Here is a 22,457-nt window from a genome sequence, read left to right as displayed (position 1 = left end):
TATTTTCAAATAGAGGTAAAGACTAAACAGGGATATGAACACATATCCCTGATTAAATTAATGTTGTGAGCGTTTTGCTATTTCTTCATCACGCAGTACGCGTCGTAAAATTTTGCCTACATTACTTTTTGGTAATTCATCGCGAAACTCAATATCTTTCGGGACTTTATAACCCGTCAGATGTTGTCGGCAATGCTGGCGCAATTCATCACGCGTGAGGCTATCATCTTTCTTCACAACAAAGATTTTGATGGTTTCTCCCGACACTTCATGTGGTACACCAATAGCAACCACTTCAGCAACTTTATAATTTAGCATCACCACATCTTCGATTTCATTTGGATAAACATTAAAGCCTGAAACTAAGATCATATCTTTTTTGCGGTCAACAATACGGAGGCTATAGCTCTCGTCCATAATGACGATATCACCCGTTGCCATCCAACCATCTTGAAGCACTTCAGCAGTCGCTTCAGGCCGTTGCCAATAACCACGCATGACTTGTTCACCTTTAACCCAAAGCTCTCCAGCTTCACCAAGTTGTGCTTCCGAGCCATCATCTTTGATAATTTTAATATCGGTATTTGGCACAGGTACACCGATTGTACCATTGTGTTTCACCACATTAATCGGACAAGCAGCAATTAACGGTGAACATTCTGTCATGCCGTAACCTTCGATGATGTTACAGCCGGTTAAATCATGCCAGCGTGTTGCGACCGATTGTTGGATCGCCATACCGCCACCAACAGAAAGTTTTAATCGTGAAAAATCTACTTCTTTGAAATTTTCATTATTAAGTAGCGCATTAAACAAGGTATTCACCCCTGTAATCGCTTCAAAACGGTATTTTTTGAGCTCTTTAACAAAACCATCAATATCACGTGGGTTCGTAATTAAGAGCGCGGTAACGCCAAGCTCTAAGAAGAGTAAACAGTTTACCGTTAAGGCAAAAACATGATAAAGCGGTAAAGCCAGTACGGCAATGCGTTGCTTGGTATGATCGCCAATAAATGGCTCTGCAATCCACTTCGCTTGGAAAATATTGGTAATAATATTACCATGTGTCAGCATTGCGCCTTTAGCAACACCCGTTGTACCACCTGTATATTGTAGGAAGGCTAAATCTTTACGATCCACTTGAGGGCGGACATATTGGCGATATTTACCAACACTTAACACTTCACGGAACGTTACAGCATTCGGTAATTTATATTTTGGTACTAACTTTTTGACATATTTCACCACAAAATTGACCAAATTACGCTTACCAAAAGAAAGCTGATCACCCATTCTTGTCAAAATCACGTGTTTCACTTTAGTATTAAACACGATTTTTTCTAAGGTTGAGGCGAAGTTTGAAACAACGACAATCGCCGTGGCACCGCTATCTTCTAACTGATGTTCTAATTCACGAGGGGTATAAAGTGGATTCACATTTACCACAACTAAGCCCGCACGTAAGATACCGAACAGCGCAATAGGATATTGCAATAAATTCGGCATCATCAATGCAACACGCTCACCACGTTCTAACTTTAATTCATTTTGTAAATAAGCTGCAAATGCACGGCTGCGCTCTTCTAATTTACGAAATGTTAAAACCTGCCCCATGTTGATATAAGCGGGACGGTCTGGGTGCTCACGAATTGCTTTATCTAAAATATCGAGAATCGAATCATACTTAGATGTATCCAGCGTGGTAGGTGAACCTTCTGGATAATTTTGAAACCAAACTTTTTCCATTTTTTATCCTTATTCTTTGGAAAATTTTCTTAATTTTATCATTTAGTTAGTAGAGATAATAGCGAATTTCAGGCTCGCCATACCAATAATACGGTCGTCGACCCCAAAAGCCCCAATTCTCCCACATATCATCTGGATAGTAATAGCTTTGAGAAAGCTTCCAGACACGATAGTGATTGGTTTGAATTACAGGGTAAGTGTAGCTTGCCTGATCAACCTTGCCTTGTTCTGTTTTCAGTAAGGTGCCGCCAATTGTAATAAATTGATCTTTTAAGCTTTCTGGCTCAACAAAACCATCAAGATAAGTAATGAAACGTCCATTAGGTTGTTCATCAATCATGGGTTTTGCTGAGGTTGAGTAAACTGGATAGCTTAATACTTCAATTTTAGTTTTATTCGGCTGGGCTTGTGCTGTTAATACTTTTCCGCCTAAACGAATTGATTTGCACTGACAGCTATAATCACTCTGCAGAATTGAAGATAATGATTTTAAAGTAAACTGTTCTTTTTCCAGTCCTCTTGGTGCATTAACACATCCCACTAATGTGATCGAAAGTGCGGTTAAAACTAAAATCGTTTTTTTATTCATCTTCAACTCCTTTTTGAAAATTATTCACGCCCAGGTAATTTTTTCCAAGTCACTTCATTACGCAAATAAACCGGTTCAATTTCTAAGGCAGATATGACTTTATTCTGTGCATAATCTGTTAAAGCAAGCTCAAGCATATATTGTGCAGAAGGTAAAATAATATCACTCCCTCCTAAACCACTGTCTTTAAATTGAGGATACGCTGCCCAACCTGTTCCGACTTGATAGGCGGTTAAATCTGAAAGCTGTTCAAGCACTTTTTCAGGTTGGCAAACTTGTTCTTCTATAACAGGATTCCATTGGAAAAACTCACCCAATTCTGAGCGCACTTTTTCTCGTTTTACTTGAGAAAAATAAACTTCATTCATTCTCGCATCAATGGCAGCTACCACATTTTCAGCTTGATGTAATTCAAATGCAGCCTGAGCCATTGCTGTTAAATTTGATACCGCAATAACAGGTAAATCAGCACCAAATGCAAGCCCTTGAGCAATCCCTGCACCGACACGAACACCAGTAAAACTACCAGGACCGCGTCCAAATGCTAACGCATCCACCTGCTTCAAATTGATACCTGAATTAGCGAGCAACTCATCAACCATTGGAAGAATACGTTTTGTATGTGTACGTTGTGCTAATTCATCTAAATGTGTTTTTTCGCCTTTATGCCAAAGTGCAACAGAACAGGCTTCTGTTGAAGTATCAAGTGCTAATAAGGTGATATTTTTCATTATTAATCCATTTTCTCATTTTGTAAGAATTGTACCACTTTGTTGAGATCTCGGGTACGGGTTGAATTAGGTAAACTTTTTAGAAAGGTTTCTCCGTAATTTCGCATAACAAGACGATTATCACAAATAATTACCGCACCACGATCTGTTACATCTCGAATTAGGCGTCCTACACCTTGTTTCAGCGTAATAACCGCTTCAGGGATCTGTATATCATTAAATGGATCGCCACCTTGCAATCGACAATCTTCAATACGCGCTTTTAGCAAAGGTTCATCTGGTGCGGTAAAAGGCAATTTATCAATAATGACCAAGGAAAGTGCATCACCACGGACATCCACGCCTTCCCAAAAGCTAGAAGTAGCAACTAGCACACTATGGGTTTCATTAATAAATTGTTCGAGTAATTTTGCTTTAGGCATTTCACCTTGTAATAAGATAGAAAGCTCACTCTTTTCTCTAAAATACTCTGCCAGACCTCTCATCATTAAATAAGAAGTACAAAGCATAAAGCATCGCCCTTTATTCGCATCGATGATAGGCAACAACATTTCACCAAGAGATTGTAACGTATTATTTTGATTCGTTGCAGGTAAATACCGTGGTACGCAAAGTAGCGATTGATTAGGATAATCAAAAGGACTGTGAAGAATTTTTTGTTCTGCTTGCTCAATACCAAGTCGCTGACAGAAATGATTAAAAGTGCCACCGACTTCAAGAGTCGCTGAAGTAAAAATCCAAGCGGCTTCTTTATTATTTAGTTGTTCACCAAATTTATCTGCGACTGTTAGTGGTGTAATATGCAAACCAAATTGTCGTCCCATACTTTCGTACCAATAACAATAGCCAACAATGGCCGTATCACAAAGACGAATTAATTGATTCTTAATACTTTCAGTGCGCTCAAAAATACTATCTAAAGTCTGAGAGCGACCTAATGCAATCTTGATAACTTCAGAAAGAAACTCAATTTTTTCTTGCAATAATTCGACGGATTTTTTAACCGCACTTTGCTTAAATAGCTCACGCCAATTTCCTCGCTGATTTCCTTCCCCAAGAAGAAGACGGAAATCTTGAATAACTTTAAGCAATGTATCTGCAGTAGTGCCAAGCTGCGGCATATCTTTCAATTCGGTTCGATAAACAATATTGATATCTTTGCATAAATCAAATAGCTGGCGAGATGTTAATGATTGACCAAAATACTGGCTAGCAATATCGGGAAGTTGATGTGCTTCATCAAAAATAATAACTTCTGCATTGGGAATAAGCTCACCAAAGCCACTTTCTTTTACCGCCATATCAGCAAAGAAAAGATGATGATTTACAACAACGAGATCTGCATTTAACGCTTTTTTGCGAGCTTGTGCAACATAGCATTCAGCGTAGTTAGGACAATCTGTTCCTAAACAACTTTCTGCCGTGCTCGTCAATTGAGGCAAAATTGGGCTGTCTTCAGCCAATTCAATACATTCTGTTAAATCGCCTGTTTTCGTCGCATTATTCCATTTTCTTACTTTACTTAAATCGGCTAAAACAGATTTATCCCCAAGCACACCTTGAGCAATAACTTGATCCAGTCGTTCCAAACATAAGTAATTGGATCGCCCTTTCAATAATGCAATTTTGCCAGAATAATTTAAGGCTTTTTTTATGGCAGGAAGATCTCTTGAAAAGAGTTGATCTTGTAGATTTTTAGAGCCAGTTGAGATAATCGTTTTCTTTCCTGCAATAAGTGCCGGAGCTAAATAAGCAAAAGTCTTTCCAGTACCTGTTCCAGCTTCTACAACAAGCGGTCGCTTATTTTGAATAGCATATCCTACTGATTGAGCCATTTCGAGCTGTTCTGCTCGTGGCTTAAATCCTTTGATATTCTTACTCAATTCGCCATCACTGGAAAAAATTTTACTTATCTGTTTTTTCATGATGCTTGTTGGTACATCGTATCAAAGATATCATCTACAATCTTGCGAATGTCATCATTGACTTCGACAACTGGCTCACAAACAATTTTTAGGTGATCATCTGGATAAATTAATACATTAAGTGCGGTCATATTTTCTCTTGTTTTATAAAAATTACAGCGATGATTGTATCATAGAATCAACGCTTTGCTAAAATATTGAAAACTCCATAAACAAAAACCCCAAGCCATTCAGCTCGGGGTTCTAATTCAGTACCTGGCGGTGTCCTACTCTCACATGGGGAAGCCCCACACTACCATCGGCGCATCGGCGTTTCACTTCTGAGTTCGGTATGGGGTCAGGTGGGACCACCGCTCTATCGCCGCCAGGATTATTCCTCTAATAACTTTTCTCTCTGTTCCGCTATCTCTAGCGCTCACAACCAAACAAGCTGATTTACCTAAAAACTTTCTTCTTCTCTTTCTTCTCTGAGTTTGTTTCGTCTTCTCAACACCCAAAACCCTTGAGCGTTGTATAGTTAAGCCTCTCGGGCAATTAGTATCTGTTAGCTCAACGGCTCGCACCGATTACACACCAGACCTATCTACGTCTTAGTCTTAAACAACCCTTACAGATTTATAATCTGGGAGAACTCATCTCTTGGCAAGTTTCGTGCTTAGATGCTTTCAGCACTTATCTCTTCCGCACTTAGCTACCCGGCAATGCGTCTGGCGACACAACCGGAACACCAGTGGTGCGTCCACTCCGGTCCTCTCGTACTAGGAGCAGCCCCAACCAATTCTCCAACGCCCACGGCAGATAGGGACCGAACTGTCTCACGACGTTCTAAACCCAGCTCGCGTACCACTTTAAATGGCGAACAGCCATACCCTTGGGACCTACTTCAGCCCCAGGATGTGATGAGCCGACATCGAGGTGCCAAACACCGCCGTCGATATGAACTCTTGGGCGGTATCAGCCTGTTATCCCCGGAGTACCTTTTATCCGTTGAGCGATGGCCCTTCCATTCAGAACCACCGGATCACTATGACCTACTTTCGTACCTGCTCGACTTGTCCGTCTCGCAGTTAAGCTTGCTTATACCATTGCACTAACCTGACGATGTCCGACCGTCATTAGCAAACCTTCGTGCTCCTCCGTTACTCTTTGGGAGGAGACCGCCCCAGTCAAACTACCCACCAGACACTGTCCGAGACCACGTTTCGTAATCTTCGTTAGAACATCAAACGTTAAAGGGTGGTATTTCAAGGACGACTCCATAATCACTGGCGTGACTACTTCTAAGTCTCCCACCTATCCTACACATCAAAATTCAATGTTCAGTGTCAAGCTATAGTAAAGGTTCACGGGGTCTTTCCGTCTAGCCGCGGGTACACCGCATCTTCACGGCGATTTCAATTTCACTGAGTCTCGGGTGGAGACAGCCTGGCCATCATTATGCCATTCGTGCAGGTCGGAACTTACCCGACAAGGAATTTCGCTACCTTAGGACCGTTATAGTTACGGCCGCCGTTTACTGGGGCTTCGATCAGGAGCTTCTCTTTCGATTACACCATCAATTAACCTTCCAGCACCGGGCAGGCATCACACCCTATACGTCCACTTTCGTGTTTGCAGAGTGCTGTGTTTTTAATAAACAGTTGCAGCCAGCTGGTATCTTCGACCGGTTCAACCTTCATCCGCTAGGGACTACAATCTATGCCGGTGCACCTTCTCCCGAAGTTACGGTGCTATTTTGCCTAGTTCCTTCACCCGAGTTCTCTCAAGCGCCTGAGTATTCTCTACCTGACCACCTGTGTCGGTTTTCAGTACGGTTTAGATAAACCTGAAGCTTAGTGGCTTTTCCTGGAAGTGTGGTATCGGTTACTTCAGCTCCGTAGAGCCTCGTCATCATCTCTCAGTGTTAAAGAAGTCCGGATTTGCCTAAACTTCACACCTACAAACTTAAACGCACATATCCAACAGTGCGATAACCTAACCTGCTCCGTCCCCACATCGCAGTTTATCCAAGTACGGGAATATTAACCCGTTTCCCATCGACTACGCTTTTCAGCCTCGCCTTAGGGGCCGACTCACCCTGCCCCGATTAACGTTGGACAGGAACCCTTGGTCTTCCGGCGAACGGGTTTTTCACCCGTTTTATCGTTACTTATGTCAGCATTCGCACTTCTGATACGTCCAGCAAACCTCTCGATTCACCTTCATCCGCTTACAGAACGCTCCCCTACCCAACAGACTTTCGTCTGATGCCGCAGCTTCGGTGCTATATTTGAGCCCCGTTACATCTTCCGCGCAGGCCGACTCGACTAGTGAGCTATTACGCTTTCTTTAAATGATGGCTGCTTCTAAGCCAACATCCTAGCTGTCTAAGCCTTCCCACTTCGTTTCCCACTTAATATAGACTTTGGGACCTTAGCTGGCGGTCTGGGTTGTTTCCCTCTCCACGACGGACGTTAGCACCCGCCGTGTGTCTCCTGACTATCACTCTTCGGTATTCGTAGTTTGCATCGGGTTGGTAATCCGGGATGGACCCCTAGCCGAAACAGTGCTCTACCCCCGAAGGTGTCCGCTCAAGGCTCTACCTAAATAGATTTCGGGGAGAACCAGCTATCTCCCGGTTTGATTGGCCTTTCACCCCCAGCCACAAGTCATCCGCTAATTTTTCAACATTAGTCGGTTCGGTCCTCCAGTTAGTGTTACCCAACCTTCAACCTGCCCATGGCTAGATCACCGGGTTTCGGGTCTATACCTTGCAACTATTCGCCCAGTTAAGACTCGGTTTCCCTTCGGCTCCCCTATTCGGTTAACCTCGCTACAAAATATAAGTCGCTGACCCATTATACAAAAGGTACGCAGTCACCCTTTCAGGCTCCCACTGCTTGTACGTACAAGGTTTCAGGTTCTATTTCACTCCCCTCACCGGGGTTCTTTTCGCCTTTCCTTCACAGTACTGGTTCACTATCGGTCAATCAGGAGTATTTAGCCTTGGAGGATGGTCCCCCCATCTTCAAACAGGATATCACGTGTCCCGCCCTACTTATCGTTAGCTTAGTACCATGACCTGGACTTCGAGTACGGGGCTATCACCCTGTATCGCCAAACTTCCCAGCTTGTTCCTCTGTCTCTGTCATTATCACTAACAGGCTCCTTCGCGTTCGCTCGCCGCTACTAACGAAATCTCGGTTGATTTCTTTTCCTCGGGGTACTTAGATGTTTCAGTTCTCCCGGTTTGCCTCACTTACCTATGTATTCAGTAAGTGATAGTAGATTCTTCATCTACTGGGTTTCCCCATTCGGACATCTTGGATTAAACGCCTCTTATCGACTCATCCAAGCTTTTCGCAGATTAGCACGTCCTTCTTCGCCTCTGATTGCCAAGGCATCCACCTTGTACGCTTAGTCACTTAACTATACAACCTCAAAAATTCTTGATGTTGCGTTTTCAACTAAACACTTGATTGCTTTTGTTCAATCAAGATTTTATTCTTACTCAGACTTTTTCTTATCCTTTAAGGACTTGAAAGTCTCTTCAGTTTTTCAGCTTGTTTCCTGGTTGTTAAAGAACAGAAATAACATTTTCAGTTATCATCGTTAAATAAACTCATTAAGTGTAAAAACTCAATTTACTTAACGATGATAAGTGGTGGAGATAAGCGGGATCGAACCGCTGACCTCCTGCGTGCAAGGCAGGCGCTCTCCCAGCTGAGCTATATCCCCATGTCATCGTTTATTTATTACCTTATTCACCTTCATCACTCACTCAGTTTGAGTGGTGGGTCTGAGTGGACTTGAACCACCGACCTCACCCTTATCAGGGGTGCGCTCTAACCACCTGAGCTACAGACCCAAGGGAATAACGACTTTCTGCTCGATATTGTCTACAATATATCAATCAATCTGTGTGGACACTTATTGTCTCTCGTTTTTGGTAAGGAGGTGATCCAACCGCAGGTTCCCCTACGGTTACCTTGTTACGACTTCACCCCAGTCATGAATCATACCGTGGTAAACGCCCTCCAAAAGGTTAAGCTATCTACTTCTGGTACAACCCACTCCCATGGTGTGACGGGCGGTGTGTACAAGGCCCGGGAACGTATTCACCGCAACATTCTGATTTGCGATTACTAGCGATTCCGACTTCATGGAGTCGAGTTGCAGACTCCAATCCGGACTTAGACGTACTTTGTGAGATTCGCTCCAGCTCGCACTCTCGCTTCCCTCTGTATACGCCATTGTAGCACGTGTGTAGCCCTACTCGTAAGGGCCATGATGACTTGACGTCATCCCCACCTTCCTCCGGTTTATCACCGGCAGTCTCCTTTGAGTTCCCGACCGAATCGCTGGCAACAAAGGATAAGGGTTGCGCTCGTTGCGGGACTTAACCCAACATTTCACAACACGAGCTGACGACAGCCATGCAGCACCTGTCTCAGAGTTCCCGAAGGCACCAATCCATCTCTGGAATGTTCTCTGGATGTCAAGAGTAGGTAAGGTTCTTCGCGTTGCATCGAATTAAACCACATGCTCCACCGCTTGTGCGGGCCCCCGTCAATTCATTTGAGTTTTAACCTTGCGGCCGTACTCCCCAGGCGGTCGATTTATCACGTTAGCTACGGGCGCCAAACTCAAAGTTCAACCCCCAAATCGACATCGTTTACAGCGTGGACTACCAGGGTATCTAATCCTGTTTGCTCCCCACGCTTTCGCACATGAGCGTCAGTACATTCCCAAGGGGCTGCCTTCGCCTTCGGTATTCCTCCACATCTCTACGCATTTCACCGCTACACGTGGAATTCTACCCCTCCCTAAAGTACTCTAGACTCCCAGTCTGAAATGCAATTCCCAGGTTAAGCCCGGGGCTTTCACACCTCACTTAAAAGTCCGCCTGCGTGCCCTTTACGCCCAGTTATTCCGATTAACGCTCGCACCCTCCGTATTACCGCGGCTGCTGGCACGGAGTTAGCCGGTGCTTCTTCTGTAGTTAACGTCAATTGGCTAGCCTATTAAACTAACCACCTTCCTCACTACCGAAAGAACTTTACAACCCGAAGGCCTTCTTCATTCACGCGGCATGGCTGCGTCAGGGTTGCCCCCATTGCGCAATATTCCCCACTGCTGCCTCCCGTAGGAGTCTGGGCCGTGTCTCAGTCCCAGTGTGGCTGGTCATCCTCTCAGACCAGCTAGAGATCGTCGGCTTGGTGAGCCTTTACCTCACCAACTACCTAATCCCACTTGGGCTCATCCTATGGCATGTGGCCCGAAGGTCCCACACTTTAATCTTTCGATATTACGCGGTATTAGCTACAGTTTCCCGTAGTTATCCCCCTCCATAAGCCAGATTCCCAAGCATTACTCACCCGTCCGCCACTCGTCATCAAAGAAGCAAGCTTCTTTATGTTACCGTTCGACTTGCATGTGTTAAGCCTGCCGCCAGCGTTCAATCTGAGCCATGATCAAACTCTTCAATTCAAGTTCAATCGCTCAATACTGCTGACATAAAATGTCACTACTTAAAAAAGTATTATGAATTTCTAGTTAGCACCTATTAAGACTTCAAAATTAAAAAATATTTTTAAAACAAGTCAATCAACAAGTGCCCACACAGATTGTCTGATATATTGTTAAAGAGCAAAAAACAAATTGGTCGGCGAGATAGGATTTGAACCTACGACCCACTGGTCCCAAACCAGTTGCGCTACCAAGCTGCGCTACTCGCCGTCAGATTTCTCAATCAAGAGAAGATGGGGTGGCTAATGGGATTCGAACCCACGACAACTGGAATCACAATCCAGGGCTCTACCAACTGAGCTATAGCCACCATTGATTAGTTGTACCGCATTGACTTCTGGCGCGCTCGACAAGATTCGAACTTGCGACCTTTGGCTCCGGAGGCCAACGCTCTATCCAACTGAGCTACGAACGCGTTACTGCGTCGTTGCGGGGCGTATATTAATGATTTCTAAATACCTTGTCTAGCACTTTTTTGAAAAAAAATATCAAAAGATAAATTTTTGTTCAATTTGTATAGAATTTATTATGCATTCGTTTATTTTTAATGCTAAAACGTAAAAAAGGATAGCAAATTGCTATCCTCTTTATTTAATTTATTTCTTGTTACGACGTGCTCGACGTTTCATTCTTCGTACCCAACGAGTGATTTTCCATGCTTTTGTAATTGAATAAGCATAAAGGAAGAATAATACAATAAATGCAATAAACATTGCCCATTCATTAATGTAGAAGATTTCACCTAAGATCCCGATTGTGGCACAAATGGCCGCAAAGAAGGTAATTAATAAAAAAGCTTGGCGAGAGGTTAATCCTGCACGAACCATTAAGTGGTGTACGTGTAAACGATCCGGACGGAATGGACTTTTTCCTTTGCGTAAACGGCGATAAATGATGGCCACCATATCAATTAAAGGAACAGCAATAATCCAAAGTGCAGTCACTGGATTCATCGGATGCCCTTTCCCTTGCGTACTTAAAAGTAGAATCCAAATAATAGTAAAGCCAATTAAAGTACTTCCTGCATCGCCCATGAACACTTTATATTTTGGCCCAAACGGAATCCCTAAGTTTAATAATAGATAAGGTAAAATCGCTACAATTAAGCCAAAACTCCAATATGCCATATCCATCTGTCCATCACGGAACATCAAGATACCAATAGCTGCAAATGAAACAATAGACAATCCACCTAGCAATCCATCAATACCATCAATCATATTAAAGGCATTAATAATCGCGATTGTGGCAAATACGGTAATAATCAATCCGATAGAACCAAGCGTTAATTGGAATGGCCCAAGAATTTGACCTAAATGATCTAAATAAACATTGCCTAAGTCGATCATTAAAATCGCAAGTACCGCTTGAATCCCTGCACGTAAGAAAGGGCTAATATCAAAGCGGTCATCTAAGATACCGATTGCGAGTAGAATAAAAATACTGAATATATAAAGATAAGGTAAACGAAGTTGATCCCACTCCATCAAATAATAGCAAAGGTTTCCCATAAAAAGAGAAACACCGCCAATCAGCGGAATTGCACCTTGATGACGCTTACGATAATTTGGTTTATCCACCAAGCCAATTTTATTCGCAATTGGTCGCATCACAATCAAGGTTAAAAATGCGCCTAAGAAAGTTACAATAAGACTTAGCATAGTTTGTATCCTAAAAATTTTTTGCAAAGGATAACATAAAGAAAAATCAGCACACAAAGATTTTTCTCAAATTCAGTTTTTTAGTACAATATGCCCACTTTTAATATAAGGATTAAAAATCATGACAAAATCAACCGCACTTTTCTCTCGTGCACAAGAAGTTATTCCTGGTGGTGTAAACTCCCCTGTTCGTGCCTTTAAAGGCGTAGGTGGTACACCTGTATTCATTCAAAAAGCCAAAGGCGCTTATATTTATGATACCGAAGGCAAACAATATATCGATTATGTGGGTTCTTGGGGGCCAATGATTTTAGGCCATAACCACCCTGCTATTTTAGATGCTGTATTAAAAGCAGCAGAGAATGGTTTAAGCTTTGGTGCACCAACTCCCTCTGAAATTGATTTAGCGGAATTAGTCTGTGAGCTTGTACCATCTATTGAAATGGTTCGTATGGTGAGTTCTGGTACTGAAGCAACCATGACTGCTATTCGTCTTGCGCGTGGTTATACAAATAGAAGCAAAATTCTAAAATTTGAAGGTTGTTACCATGGTCATTCTGATTCACTTTTAGTAAAAGCTGGATCGGGTGCGTTAACACTTGGTCAACCAAGCTCACCAGGTGTGCCTGAAGATTTTGCAAAACACACTTTAACTGCAGAATATAACAATTTTGATTCTGTTAAAAAATTATTTGAAGAATTTCCTAACGACATCGCTTGTGTGATTATTGAACCTGTTGCAGGCAACATGAACTGTATTCCGCCAAAAGAAGGTTTCTTACAAGGCATTCGCGAAATCTGTGACCAATATGGTGCACTTTTCATTATTGATGAAGTCATGACTGGTTTCCGTGTTTCACTTGCGGGTGCACAAGCTTACTATGGTGTAACACCTGATCTTACCACATTAGGTAAAGTCATTGGTGGCGGTATGCCAGTGGGTGCTGTTGGCGGTAAAAAAGTGATTATGCAACACCTCGCACCAACCGGCCCTGTTTATCAAGCAGGTACTCTTTCAGGTAACCCGATTGCAATGGCGGCAGGTTTAGCCTGTTTAACCGAATTGAAAAAAGCAGGTAACGAGCAACACCTTGCAGAATTAACCACTAAACTTTGTGATGGCTTAAAAGCATTAGCCCAAAAACACAATGTACCATTTGTGATTAATCATGTAGGCGGCATGTTTGGTATTTTCTTCACTAACCAAAAACAAGTTACCTCTTATGCAGAAGTCATGAAATGTGATACCGAAAAATTCAAAGTGTTCTTCCACAAAATGCTCGATCAAGGCGTTTATCTTGCACCTTCTGCTTTTGAAGCAGGCTTTATGTCTTTAGCACACACAAATGAAGACATTGAAAAAACGCTTACTGCTGCTGATATTGCATTTGCCGCAGTGGCTTAAAATATAAAAAGTGTGGTTAAATTTAACCGCACTTTTTTATTTCATATTATAAACGTTCATAGAGCACTTTTTCTAACAATCCCCTTTCCTCTTCGGTTAATGCTGTGCCTTTTTCATTTGTCAGAATGAAGAAGTCTTCGGCTTTTTCCCCTACAGTCGTGATTTTTGCATTACAAATATTGAGTTTTAACTCGCTAAAAATTTGACTGATTTGAGCCAATAAACCAGGTTTATCTAAAGCCACCACTTCTAATTCGGTATGCTCTTTTTTAGTTTCTTTCAAAAAACGTACATCTGTTTTTACGGTGAAATGTTGCAACTGTCGATTATTAGCAAAAGACATGGATGGCAATTTTTTGCCTAATAAAACAGAGGTTAATACCGTCTCTAATTCTCGGCGACGTTCTGAACGAACCAATTCACCATTTAATTCTGTGATGATAAAACTATCGAATACGTAGCCATCATCGGATGTTAAAATTTGCGCATCATGAATACTAAATTTTTTCGTGCCAATAGTTGAGACCACTTTATTAAACAAATTAGCTTGATCGGGACAATAAACAAAAATTTCTGTTCCGCCGGAAGAAAAACGGTTACTGATTTTAACGAGTACTTCACCATCAAATTCAGCTAATAACTCGGTATGCCACGCAATTTGTTTTGGACTATTTCGCAAGAAATAATCAGATGGGCAATGTTGCCACAACGCTGAAATTTTCTCTTCCGATAATTCTGTTTTTTCTTCGGATAAAATTGCCAACGCCAATTGACGATTTTCAAGGATTTTTTCTTCACTATCTAATAACAAATCCATCCCTTGTCGGAATTGTTGCGCCGTATAGTCGTATAAAGAGGCAAAAAGAGAACGCTTCCAGCTATTCCATAATGTGCCATTTGTCGCACAAATATCCGCAACGGTCAGACAAGTAAGATAATCTAAACGAACACGATTTTGCATATTTTCTGCAAAGTTCATCACGACTTCCGGATCATGAATATCTCGACGCTGTGCAGTAATTGACATGAGCAGATGTTCTTTCACCAACCAGATCATTGTTTCAATTTCTCGACGATCAAAACCATGCAAACGAGCAAAGTCAGCGATGTCTTCAGCCCCTAACTCTGCATGATCACCCCCTCGCCCTTTCGCTATATCATGGAAAAGTGCGGCAACATAAAGCAAAGAGCGGTCAGAAATTTGACTAAATATTTGATGGCAAATGGGATGAGATTCTGCCTCATTTTTGGCCAAGAAACTTTCCAATTTCAACATCACTCGCAAGGTATGCTCATCCACGGTGTAAATATGGAAGAGATCAAATTGCATTAAGCCTTCAATCCCCTGCCATTGTGGCAAATAAGCCGTTAACACACCATATTGGTGCATTGGGAGGAATGCACGCTGAATCGCTTTCGGTTGATTAAATAACCGAATAAACTTCTCCCTTGCTTCAGGAATATCACACAATTTCTTCGTCAAACTTTCCAACGCAATCTGAAGTTGACGTAATGTTGAGGAATGAATTTCGGCTTGTTCATGCTGCGTAAGATAGAAAAAAAGATCCAAAATACGATCCGGTGAACGTAAAAACACGTCCTCCTTGCGTAAACACAAACTTTGATTCACTATTTCAAAATCGTTATCCAAATGGTGAACTGATTCCTCCCCGTTTGAAGATAAAAAATGCGCTTTATAATGCTTAATCAGGATATCGGTCAAACGAGAAATCGTGCGTAAAGCTTGGAAAAAACGTTTCATCATTTTTTCGACACCACGGTTCCCGTCGCCTTCAAAACCAAGCATCTCGCTCACTTTGATTTGACGCTCAAACAGCAGTCGGTTGTCATAACGTTTTAAACTCAAGTGTAAGGCGAACCGCACTTTGAATAAAAATTCTTGGCTCTCTAATAATTGTTGGTGTTCTGATGGGTAAATAAAGCCGCGTTCCAAAATACCATCAAGGGTCATTTCTCCGGTATGACGTAAGGCGATCCAATATAAAAGGTGAAGATCCCGTAAACCACCTGGACTGTATTTTAAATCGGGTTCTAGATTATAACTGGTGTTGTGATAACGCTGATAACGTTCAATTTGTTCTTGTACTTTGGCATCAAAGAATGATTTTACCGCCCAAAAATCTGGCTTTTTCAGTATTTCCTCTAAAGCATTGAAAAGGGATACATCTCCCGATAAATAACGAGACTCAAGCAAATTGGTAGCAATAGTAATGTCTTGTTTACCTTCCTTTTCACATTCTTCCAAAGAACGAACACTATGCCCTACGTCGAATCCACAATCCCACAAGAACTGCACAAACTGAGCAATTTTTTCTTCCGCTTCAATGCCTTTTTCTTCTTTTGAAAGAATAAGAACATCCAAATCAGATAAAGGAAATATTTCTTGTCTGCCATAACCGCCTACTGCAATTAAGGTAAGATTAGCTTTATCTAATTCAAATTGCTGCCAAAGCTGTTTTAACAAATCATCACAAAATTGTGTTCGGTTAACGATCAGATTAAAAATGGAATAATCAGTAAAGTGCTGACGTTCCAATTCCTTCAAATTTTCACGCTGAATTTTGACCGCACTTGGCGTGAGTGGAGAATCGAAATGATAAGGAAAAAGCATAGGTATTCCACAAACAAAACAATTATAAAAAAGCCCACTATACGTAGGCTTTTAGCTGAACTTAAAGATTATTCATTATACGTTGAATTCTACCTTCCGTAATTTCTTCGTCACGGATTGTCATCACTTCACAACCTGTTTCTGTCACAACAATTTGGTGTTCATATTGCGCTGAATGGCTACGGTCTTTGGTTTTTACTGTCCAACCATCACCCATAATGCGCACTTCTTTTTTACCCGCATTAATCATTGGCTCAATGGTGAATACCATACCTGGTTTTAAAATCACGCCGCCATCATCGGCATAATAGTGTAATACTTGCGGTTCACAGTGGAATTCAGTTCCCACACCGTGACCGCAATACTCACGCACCACGCTAAAACCTTGGCTTTCGGTATATTTTTGTACCGCTTTACCAATTTCATTTAAACGAATACCTGGCTTAACCGTACGTAATCCCACATAAAGCGCTTCTTGTGCCGCTTCAACTAATTTTTGGCTACGAATATTGGTTTCACCCACGACATACATTTTAGAGTTGTCTCCGAAATAACCGTCTTTAATCACGGTCACATCAATATTGACAATATCGCCCTGTTTTAATTTTTTATCGTCGCTTGGAATACCATGGCAAACCACTTCATTTATAGAAATACAGGTTGCTTTCGGGAAACCATGATAATTTAAGCAGGCTGGAATCACTTTTTGTACATTCACCATGTAATCATGACAAATGCGATCCAATTCACCTGTGGTCACCCCTTCTTTTACATAAGGTTCGATCATGACCAAGACATCAGACGCTAATTTACACGCTTCACGTAACTTAATAATTTCTTCTTCAGTTCTTAATGGAATGCCCATTATTTCTCCTTATTTAATTCTGATTTATTCGCATATAATAGCACTAATTCCGTGAAAAATCTTGAATGAATTAACAGGTTATTAGATAATACAAGGATTATTTTTAGGAAAGTGGGGATAGAGATATGTCAGATTTAGATATGGCCATGCCGCTAACTTTTACTGATGCGGCAGCCAATAAAGTAAAAAGTTTAATTAGCGAAGAAGAAAACAATGAATTAAAATTACGCGTGTACATCACCGGTGGTGGCTGCAGCGGTTTCCAATATGGTTTTACCTTTGATGATAAAGTCAATGAAGGCGATCTGACGATTGAAAAATCTGGTGTGCAATTAGTCATTGATCCAATGAGCTTACAATACTTAATTGGTGGCACCGTTGATTATACTGAAGGATTGGAAGGTTCTCGTTTTGTGGTGAACAATCCAAATGCAACCAGCACCTGTGGCTGCGGTTCTTCATTCAGCATTTAATATGGATTTTCAATTTACCCATTATCTAGGCAATGTGCATGCTAAATGTTCGATGGAACACATTGCGCTAGCCAATTGGTTTAATTCAGAAGTGCGGTCAAATCCTCAAGTGTTTTTGACCGCACTTTCTGCCTGTGAGCTTATTAAAAATAATGATGAAATCACGTTGATTGGTTCCGAATACACGCTTTTTATCAATACCGATGAAGTGATGATTCGCGCCAATAACCTTGCGATTGAAACAGATGACATTTTAGAAGACGACTTCCATTATTATGATGAAGAAAGTATCGCCTTCTGCGGTACAACAGACTTCATCCACTTTCTTAATGCCTATTTTGAATTTATTGCTTAATCTCATTCTCTGAAGCTAACTATTATGTCGGAAACGGAAAACAACTCACCTGAACGACAAGAAACACAAGCGCCAGATAAGCGCCGTTCTTGTAAAATCTTTTTAGCTAAAGCAGCCTTTACTTTAGGGACGCTTGCCGTATTTTATGGTGGCTATTTGGATTGGCAAATTCGCTCTAAAATGGATGGCCAAATTTGGCGTTTACCGGCAGAAGTGTATAGCCGTTTAGAAAGCGTAAAACTTTCTGATAACCTTTCTTTTGACGAAGTGATTCAAATCTTACTCGATAACGAATACCGTCAAACCACAATGATTGCAGCACCGGGTGATTTTAAACTCGAAGAGGACACCATCGTATTACTTCGTCGTGCATTCCCTTACCCTGACAAACCAGAGCCACAACGTGTATTACGTTTACGTTTTACCGATAACAAACTTTCTCGTATTGAAGACTTGGTCAACGTAAAAGCCGTTGATGAATTCCGTCTTGCGCCTAAATTAATTGCCATGTTGGAATCAGATAATGAAGATCGTTTGGCGATTCCATTACAACAATACCCTCGCTTACTCATCGATGCCTTATTACTCACAGAGGATCGCCGCTTTTATGAGCATAACGGGATTAATCCAGTGGGTATTGTGCGAGCGATGATTGCCAATATTAAAGCTGGCCAAACGGTTCAAGGCGGCAGTACACTCACTCAGCAATTAGTTAAAAACCTATTTTTATCCAGAGAACGTTCTCTGACACGTAAAGCCAATGAAGCCTTAATGTCATTGGTGTTAGATTGGCGATATGATAAAAACCGTATCTTAGAAACCTATCTGAACGAGATTTACCTTGGTCAAAATGGGGATATCCAAATTCACGGTTTTGCGTTGGCGAGCCAATTCTATTTTGGTCGCTCCATCCGTGAAATCAGTCTTGACCAAATTGCCCTTTTAGTTGGCATGGTGAAAGGTCCATCCCTTTATAATCCATGGCGAAATCCACAATATGCACTCGATCGCCGAAATGTGGTGTTAAAACTGATGCTTGATCACCAAATGATTGGGGATGAGTTGTATGAGATGTTGAGTAAACGTCCATTAGGCGTGCAAGCTAAAGGTCAAATTTCACGTAAATACCCGGCTTTCATTCAAACCTTACAAGCGGATCTTCGCCGTCAATTAGGGGAAAATAAAACGTCTGCATTACTTGGTGCACGCATTTTCTCCACCATGGATTTAAAACAACAGGCACAAGCTGAAAATGCCGTGGTGAATACGGTCAATCAATTGCAAGTACAAACTAAAAATCCACACTTAGAAGGCGCCATGATTGTGGCAGATTATCACTTGGGTGAAATACGTGCGGTTGTCGGTGGATTACAAACAGAATATGCCGGATTTAACCGTGCCTTAATGTCAAAACGTCAAATTGGTTCATTAGTCAAACCCTCTATTTATTTGACTGCTCTAATGAATCCGGAACAATTCCGCTTAAATACACCAATTCAGAATCAACCAATTACGATTCATATTAAAGGTAGCCAACCTTGGCAACCTCGTAATTATAATCGTAAATATAGCGGATCAGTGATGTTAATGGATGCCCTTGCTCGCTCACTGAATATTCCAACAGTAAATATTGGGATGAAAGTCGGTTTAAGCAAAGTGATCGAAACGCAAAAAGCCATGGGCTGGGATAATGTAGCCATTCCAAAAGTACCTGCAACCTTGCTCGGTTCTTACAGTATTTCACCTTATGATGTGACCAAACTCTATCAAACCATTGCAAATCAAGGTGGAAAAATTGAGTTAAGTACCATTCAAAGCATTGCTGATCGTCAAGGGAATATTATTTACGAACACAATACAGTGCCTGATCAAGTAGTTCCGAGAGAGGCAGCTTACCAAACCTTGTATGCGATGCAACAAACCGTAGAACGTGGTACCGCGCGTAGCTTACAAAATGATTACGCGGATCTTCGTCTTGCAGGTAAAACAGGCACCACCAATGATGCCCGTGATACGTGGTTTGTGGGTATTGATGGTAAAAATGTTAGCACCATTTGGCTAGGTCGTGATGATAACGGTGAAACCAAATTAACGGGTGCCTCAGGTGCATTACAAATCTATAAAGATTATTTAAACCGTGTGGTTATTGAAAAACTGAAACTCGGACAACCTTCTACGATTAAATGGGTTGGCATTAATGCTTATGGCAGTTGGAGCTGTGGTAGTAATCGAACAATTCCAGTTTGGGCAGATAAAGATCAAAACTTCTGCGCTTCTGCACCAACGACGAGTACGGCAACAGCTACAGCAGCACAGACTACACAATCGCCACAACCTGAGCAACCTGAATCCGCAAAACAAGAAAGTGTATGGGATGTGTTAGATAATAAAGCGCCTGTTGAAGAAGCGGCACCCGCTCAATAAATTCGCTTATTTTTGACCGCACTTTTATATCTCCATAAAGCGCCTAACAAAGGCGCTTTATTCTTTTAAGCATACAATCACCCTCTAGACATTTCCGACTCTTGTGAATTTTTTGATCTCCATCACAAAAATTAAAATTATTTATTGTCATTTCACTGATATCAAAAGATAATTATAAATAGGAATTAATTTCATTTTAGGTAATGAGGTAAATAGACGATGCTATGCCGTTCTATTCGATTTTTCTTTTTAATTTTTTCACTCGCCTTCTCTTCTTCACTCTTTGCGCAAGACAACTACCAACAGTGGGTTAATGATATTACGTCGCGCTTAAACAAAACCGCTCAACTTGTCCAGCAAGGTAATGCCGATGATGCGCGTACTGAAGTGCAAATGGCTTATTTTGAAGTGTTTGAAAATCTAGAAGGACCGATTCGCATCAATTTCTCGGCACAGAAAAGTTACCAAATGGAAGCCACGTTTGGCGAGATCCGTAAAATGATCGGTGAAGGCAGTTCACAACAAGAGATTCAAGCTAAAATCGATCAGCTCAAAAAAGAATTACAAGAAGTGCTGCCATCATTGATTGAAGGTCATCAGCTCAATGCCGATGGTCAACATGGTGTTTATGATAATCAAGAGATCGCCCCTTATTGGCAACAAAGTTTTAAAACCATTGATGATTTGCTCGCTCAAGGGCTCGAAGCGTATCAAAATGGTGATCTCGCTAACGCAAAAAAATTGTTCCAACAAGCGCAATACGATGGCTATAAAAATTCAGAAATGGAAATGTCCATTCGCCAAAATCGCTCTGCAGAAATCTCAGCGGCGATCAATCAACAATTTTACAACATCATCCGTTTAAGTGAACAAGCCGATCAAATTACAGAAATTGGCTATCAAAGTACACAATTATTACAAGATATTGAAGAAAACTTGCCTAATCTGCCAACGACACGCGAAGAACAAAATGTTCAATCCAATGCAGCGCAGCAAGCAACAGATAATCAACAAGAGCAAGATTGGAATAAGATTAAACAAGAGATCAACCAACGTATTCAACAAGCTATTGCGCTCTATCAACAAGGTGAGAGCAAAAAAGCCATTCTTTCTGTACAAGACACCTATTTTGATGTGTTTGAAAGCAGTGGCATGGAAAACAAAATTGGCTCTCGTGATAGCAACTTTAAAGCAGAACTTGAAGGCTACTTCACCCGTTTAGTCAGTTTAATGAAAGCTGAACAAGGTGATAAGTTACAAGCGCAAGCTAATGGTTTAGACCAGAATTTAACTAAAGCCGTTGAAATGTTACAGGGCGGAGAGCAAAGCGATTGGTCGATGTTCTTATATAGCCTTTTAATCATTCTTCGTGAAGGTTTGGAAGCCTTGTTAATTGTTGCGGCTATCGTGACTTACTTAATTAAAAATAACCACAAAGATAAATTGCCGGTTATCCGTCAGTCTGTTTATGTGGCATTAATTGCCAGTGTGATTACCGCATTTATCTTCCAACTTATCTTTGAAAATTCCGGTCAAAACCGTGAATTGCTCGAAGGCTTTACGATGATTTTTGCCGTAATCATGCTCTTTATGATGAGTTATTGGTTATTGTCTAAAGTCGAAGCACAAAACTGGAAACGTTATTTAGAAGGTAAACTCTCAACTGCCCTCACTACAGGCTCACTCATCGGCTTATGGCTTACCAGCTTCTTAGCCGTATATCGTGAAGGGGCGGAAACCGTATTGTTCTACTATGCCCTCGTGAGTGATGCGAAAAGTGCGGTCAGTTTCATCTATCTTTTCGCAGGTATTATTGTCGGTGCAATTATCCTCACCATTTGCTACTTCGTGATGCGTTATACCGTGGTGAAATTACCGCTTAAACCATTCTTTATGTTCACGGGTTCTTTCATGTATTTAATGGCCTTTGTATTCGCCGGTAAATCTGTTTTAGAACTCATTGAAGGCAAACTTTTCGAGCCAACGCTGATTAGCGGTGTGCCTGAAATTTCGTGGTTAGGTATTTACCCTTACATGGAAACCTTAATTCCACAAGCAATCTTACTCATCGCAGCCGTATTTGCTCTGTTTATTATGAAATATCAAAGCAAAAAAGCCGCGTAATACCCAACAATCCTTTAGG

Annotated in this window: 12 protein-coding genes, 5 tRNA genes, 3 rRNA genes and 1 pseudogene; 5 read left to right on the top strand and 16 right to left on the bottom strand. The window is 41.4% G+C overall.

Annotated elements, in window-relative coordinates; all coding sequences use genetic code 11:
- Positions 1 to 57 precede the first annotated feature (57 nt).
- The 14 genes and pseudogenes from fadD to wecA all read right to left on the bottom strand — a co-directional run bounded on the left by fadD (position 58) and on the right by wecA (position 12,160).
- The gene (gene fadD, locus EL215_RS07350; RefSeq protein WP_126471185.1) at positions 58 to 1,746 is read right to left on the bottom strand and encodes a long-chain-fatty-acid--CoA ligase FadD; all 1,689 of its coding nucleotides are present in this window, start codon (positions 1,744 to 1,746) and stop codon (positions 58 to 60) included.
- 46 nt (positions 1,747 to 1,792) lie between these two features.
- Positions 1,793 to 2,335, bottom strand: a complete 543-nt coding sequence (locus EL215_RS07345) for a Slp family lipoprotein (RefSeq protein ID WP_126471184.1) — start codon at positions 2,333 to 2,335, stop codon at positions 1,793 to 1,795.
- Between the two features lie 20 nt (positions 2,336 to 2,355).
- Positions 2,356 to 3,066, bottom strand: a complete 711-nt coding sequence (tsaB, locus tag EL215_RS07340; RefSeq protein WP_126471183.1) for a tRNA (adenosine(37)-N6)-threonylcarbamoyltransferase complex dimerization subunit type 1 TsaB — start codon at positions 3,064 to 3,066, stop codon at positions 2,356 to 2,358.
- A 2-nt stretch (positions 3,067 to 3,068) separates the two neighbouring features.
- Positions 3,069 to 4,991: a DNA repair helicase YoaA gene (locus tag EL215_RS07335; protein ID WP_126471182.1), complete on the bottom strand. Its 1,923-nt coding sequence runs from the start codon at positions 4,989 to 4,991 to the stop codon at positions 3,069 to 3,071.
- 5 nt (positions 4,992 to 4,996) lie between these two features.
- Positions 4,997 to 5,122: pseudogene (locus EL215_RS07330) on the bottom strand (peptide deformylase); the annotation flags it as partial.
- Positions 5,123 to 5,244: 122 nt separating this feature from the next.
- Positions 5,245 to 5,360 (bottom strand): 5S ribosomal RNA (gene rrf / locus EL215_RS07325).
- A 144-nt stretch (positions 5,361 to 5,504) separates the two neighbouring features.
- A 23S ribosomal RNA gene (locus EL215_RS07320) occupies positions 5,505 to 8,401 on the bottom strand.
- A gap of 231 nt (positions 8,402 to 8,632) precedes the next feature.
- Positions 8,633 to 8,708: transfer RNA gene (locus EL215_RS07315), tRNA-Ala, on the bottom strand.
- Positions 8,709 to 8,761: 53 nt separating this feature from the next.
- Positions 8,762 to 8,838: transfer RNA gene (locus EL215_RS07310), tRNA-Ile, on the bottom strand.
- 82 nt (positions 8,839 to 8,920) lie between these two features.
- A 16S ribosomal RNA gene (locus tag EL215_RS07305) occupies positions 8,921 to 10,460 on the bottom strand.
- Together the 16S, 23S and 5S rRNA genes with 5 tRNA genes alongside form the textbook arrangement of a ribosomal RNA operon.
- 172 nt (positions 10,461 to 10,632) lie before the next feature.
- Positions 10,633 to 10,709: transfer RNA gene (locus EL215_RS07300), tRNA-Pro, on the bottom strand.
- Positions 10,710 to 10,733: 24 nt separating this feature from the next.
- Positions 10,734 to 10,809: transfer RNA gene (locus EL215_RS07295), tRNA-His, on the bottom strand.
- 28 nt (positions 10,810 to 10,837) lie between these two features.
- Positions 10,838 to 10,914: transfer RNA gene (locus tag EL215_RS07290), tRNA-Arg, on the bottom strand.
- A 181-nt stretch (positions 10,915 to 11,095) separates the two neighbouring features.
- Complete coding sequence (gene wecA / locus EL215_RS07285) at positions 11,096 to 12,160, bottom strand: UDP-N-acetylglucosamine--undecaprenyl-phosphate N-acetylglucosaminephosphotransferase (protein WP_049357384.1); 1,065 nt, start codon at positions 12,158 to 12,160, stop codon at positions 11,096 to 11,098.
- 121 nt (positions 12,161 to 12,281) lie between these two features.
- Between wecA and hemL the strand changes: the two genes are divergently transcribed.
- Positions 12,282 to 13,565, top strand: coding sequence for a glutamate-1-semialdehyde 2,1-aminomutase (hemL, locus tag EL215_RS07280; protein ID WP_049357386.1), 1,284 nt, complete (start codon positions 12,282 to 12,284; stop codon positions 13,563 to 13,565).
- A 46-nt stretch (positions 13,566 to 13,611) separates the two neighbouring features.
- On the opposite strand, the gene glnD is transcribed toward hemL, so the two are convergent.
- Together glnD and map are read right to left on the bottom strand one after the other, a co-directional pair.
- Positions 13,612 to 16,197, bottom strand: coding sequence for a bifunctional uridylyltransferase/uridylyl-removing protein GlnD (gene glnD / locus EL215_RS07275; protein WP_126471181.1), 2,586 nt, complete (start codon positions 16,195 to 16,197; stop codon positions 13,612 to 13,614).
- 61 nt (positions 16,198 to 16,258) lie between these two features.
- Positions 16,259 to 17,062 (bottom strand): type I methionyl aminopeptidase, encoded by an 804-nt coding sequence (map, locus tag EL215_RS07270; RefSeq protein WP_126471180.1) that lies wholly within the window; start codon positions 17,060 to 17,062, stop codon positions 16,259 to 16,261.
- A gap of 125 nt (positions 17,063 to 17,187) precedes the next feature.
- On the opposite strand from map, the gene erpA reads away from it, so the two are divergent.
- The 4 genes from erpA to EL215_RS07250 all read left to right on the top strand — a co-directional run bounded on the left by erpA (position 17,188) and on the right by EL215_RS07250 (position 22,438).
- Positions 17,188 to 17,535 (top strand): iron-sulfur cluster insertion protein ErpA, encoded by a 348-nt coding sequence (erpA, locus tag EL215_RS07265; RefSeq protein ID WP_126471179.1) that lies wholly within the window; start codon positions 17,188 to 17,190, stop codon positions 17,533 to 17,535.
- 1 nt (position 17,536) lies between these two features.
- Positions 17,537 to 17,890: a YacL family protein gene (locus EL215_RS07260; RefSeq protein ID WP_164757096.1), complete on the top strand. Its 354-nt coding sequence runs from the start codon at positions 17,537 to 17,539 to the stop codon at positions 17,888 to 17,890.
- A gap of 24 nt (positions 17,891 to 17,914) precedes the next feature.
- Positions 17,915 to 20,314, top strand: coding sequence for a penicillin-binding protein 1B (gene mrcB, locus EL215_RS07255; RefSeq protein WP_126471175.1), 2,400 nt, complete (start codon positions 17,915 to 17,917; stop codon positions 20,312 to 20,314).
- A gap of 219 nt (positions 20,315 to 20,533) precedes the next feature.
- Positions 20,534 to 22,438, top strand: a complete 1,905-nt coding sequence (locus tag EL215_RS07250) for an FTR1 family protein (protein ID WP_126471173.1) — start codon at positions 20,534 to 20,536, stop codon at positions 22,436 to 22,438.
- Positions 22,439 to 22,457: the final 19 nt, after the last annotated feature.

It is taken from the genome of Haemophilus parainfluenzae (assembly GCF_900638025.1).
GTDB classification, from domain to species: domain Bacteria; phylum Pseudomonadota; class Gammaproteobacteria; order Enterobacterales; family Pasteurellaceae; genus Haemophilus_D; species Haemophilus_D parainfluenzae_J.
This window is presented reverse-complemented; position numbering and strand designations above follow the sequence as displayed.

Excerpts from the sequence above, each read along its gene's own strand:
- fadD (WP_126471185.1), bottom strand. The coding sequence starts at position 1,746 with ATGGAAAAAGTTTGGTTTCAAAATTATCCAGAAGGTTCACCTACCACG.
- EL215_RS07345 (WP_126471184.1), bottom strand. The coding sequence starts at position 2,335 with ATGAATAAAAAAACGATTTTAGTTTTAACCGCACTTTCGATCACATTA.
- tsaB (WP_126471183.1), bottom strand. The coding sequence starts at position 3,066 with ATGAAAAATATCACCTTATTAGCACTTGATACTTCAACAGAAGCCTGT.
- EL215_RS07335 (WP_126471182.1), bottom strand. The coding sequence starts at position 4,991 with ATGAAAAAACAGATAAGTAAAATTTTTTCCAGTGATGGCGAATTGAGT.
- wecA (WP_049357384.1), bottom strand. The coding sequence starts at position 12,160 with ATGCTAAGTCTTATTGTAACTTTCTTAGGCGCATTTTTAACCTTGATT.
- hemL (WP_049357386.1), top strand. The coding sequence starts at position 12,282 with ATGACAAAATCAACCGCACTTTTCTCTCGTGCACAAGAAGTTATTCCT.
- glnD (WP_126471181.1), bottom strand. The coding sequence starts at position 16,197 with ATGCTTTTTCCTTATCATTTCGATTCTCCACTCACGCCAAGTGCGGTC.
- map (WP_126471180.1), bottom strand. The coding sequence starts at position 17,062 with ATGGGCATTCCATTAAGAACTGAAGAAGAAATTATTAAGTTACGTGAA.
- erpA (WP_126471179.1), top strand. The coding sequence starts at position 17,188 with ATGTCAGATTTAGATATGGCCATGCCGCTAACTTTTACTGATGCGGCA.
- EL215_RS07260 (WP_164757096.1), top strand. The coding sequence starts at position 17,537 with ATGGATTTTCAATTTACCCATTATCTAGGCAATGTGCATGCTAAATGT.
- mrcB (WP_126471175.1), top strand. The coding sequence starts at position 17,915 with ATGTCGGAAACGGAAAACAACTCACCTGAACGACAAGAAACACAAGCG.
- EL215_RS07250 (WP_126471173.1), top strand. The coding sequence starts at position 20,534 with ATGCTATGCCGTTCTATTCGATTTTTCTTTTTAATTTTTTCACTCGCC.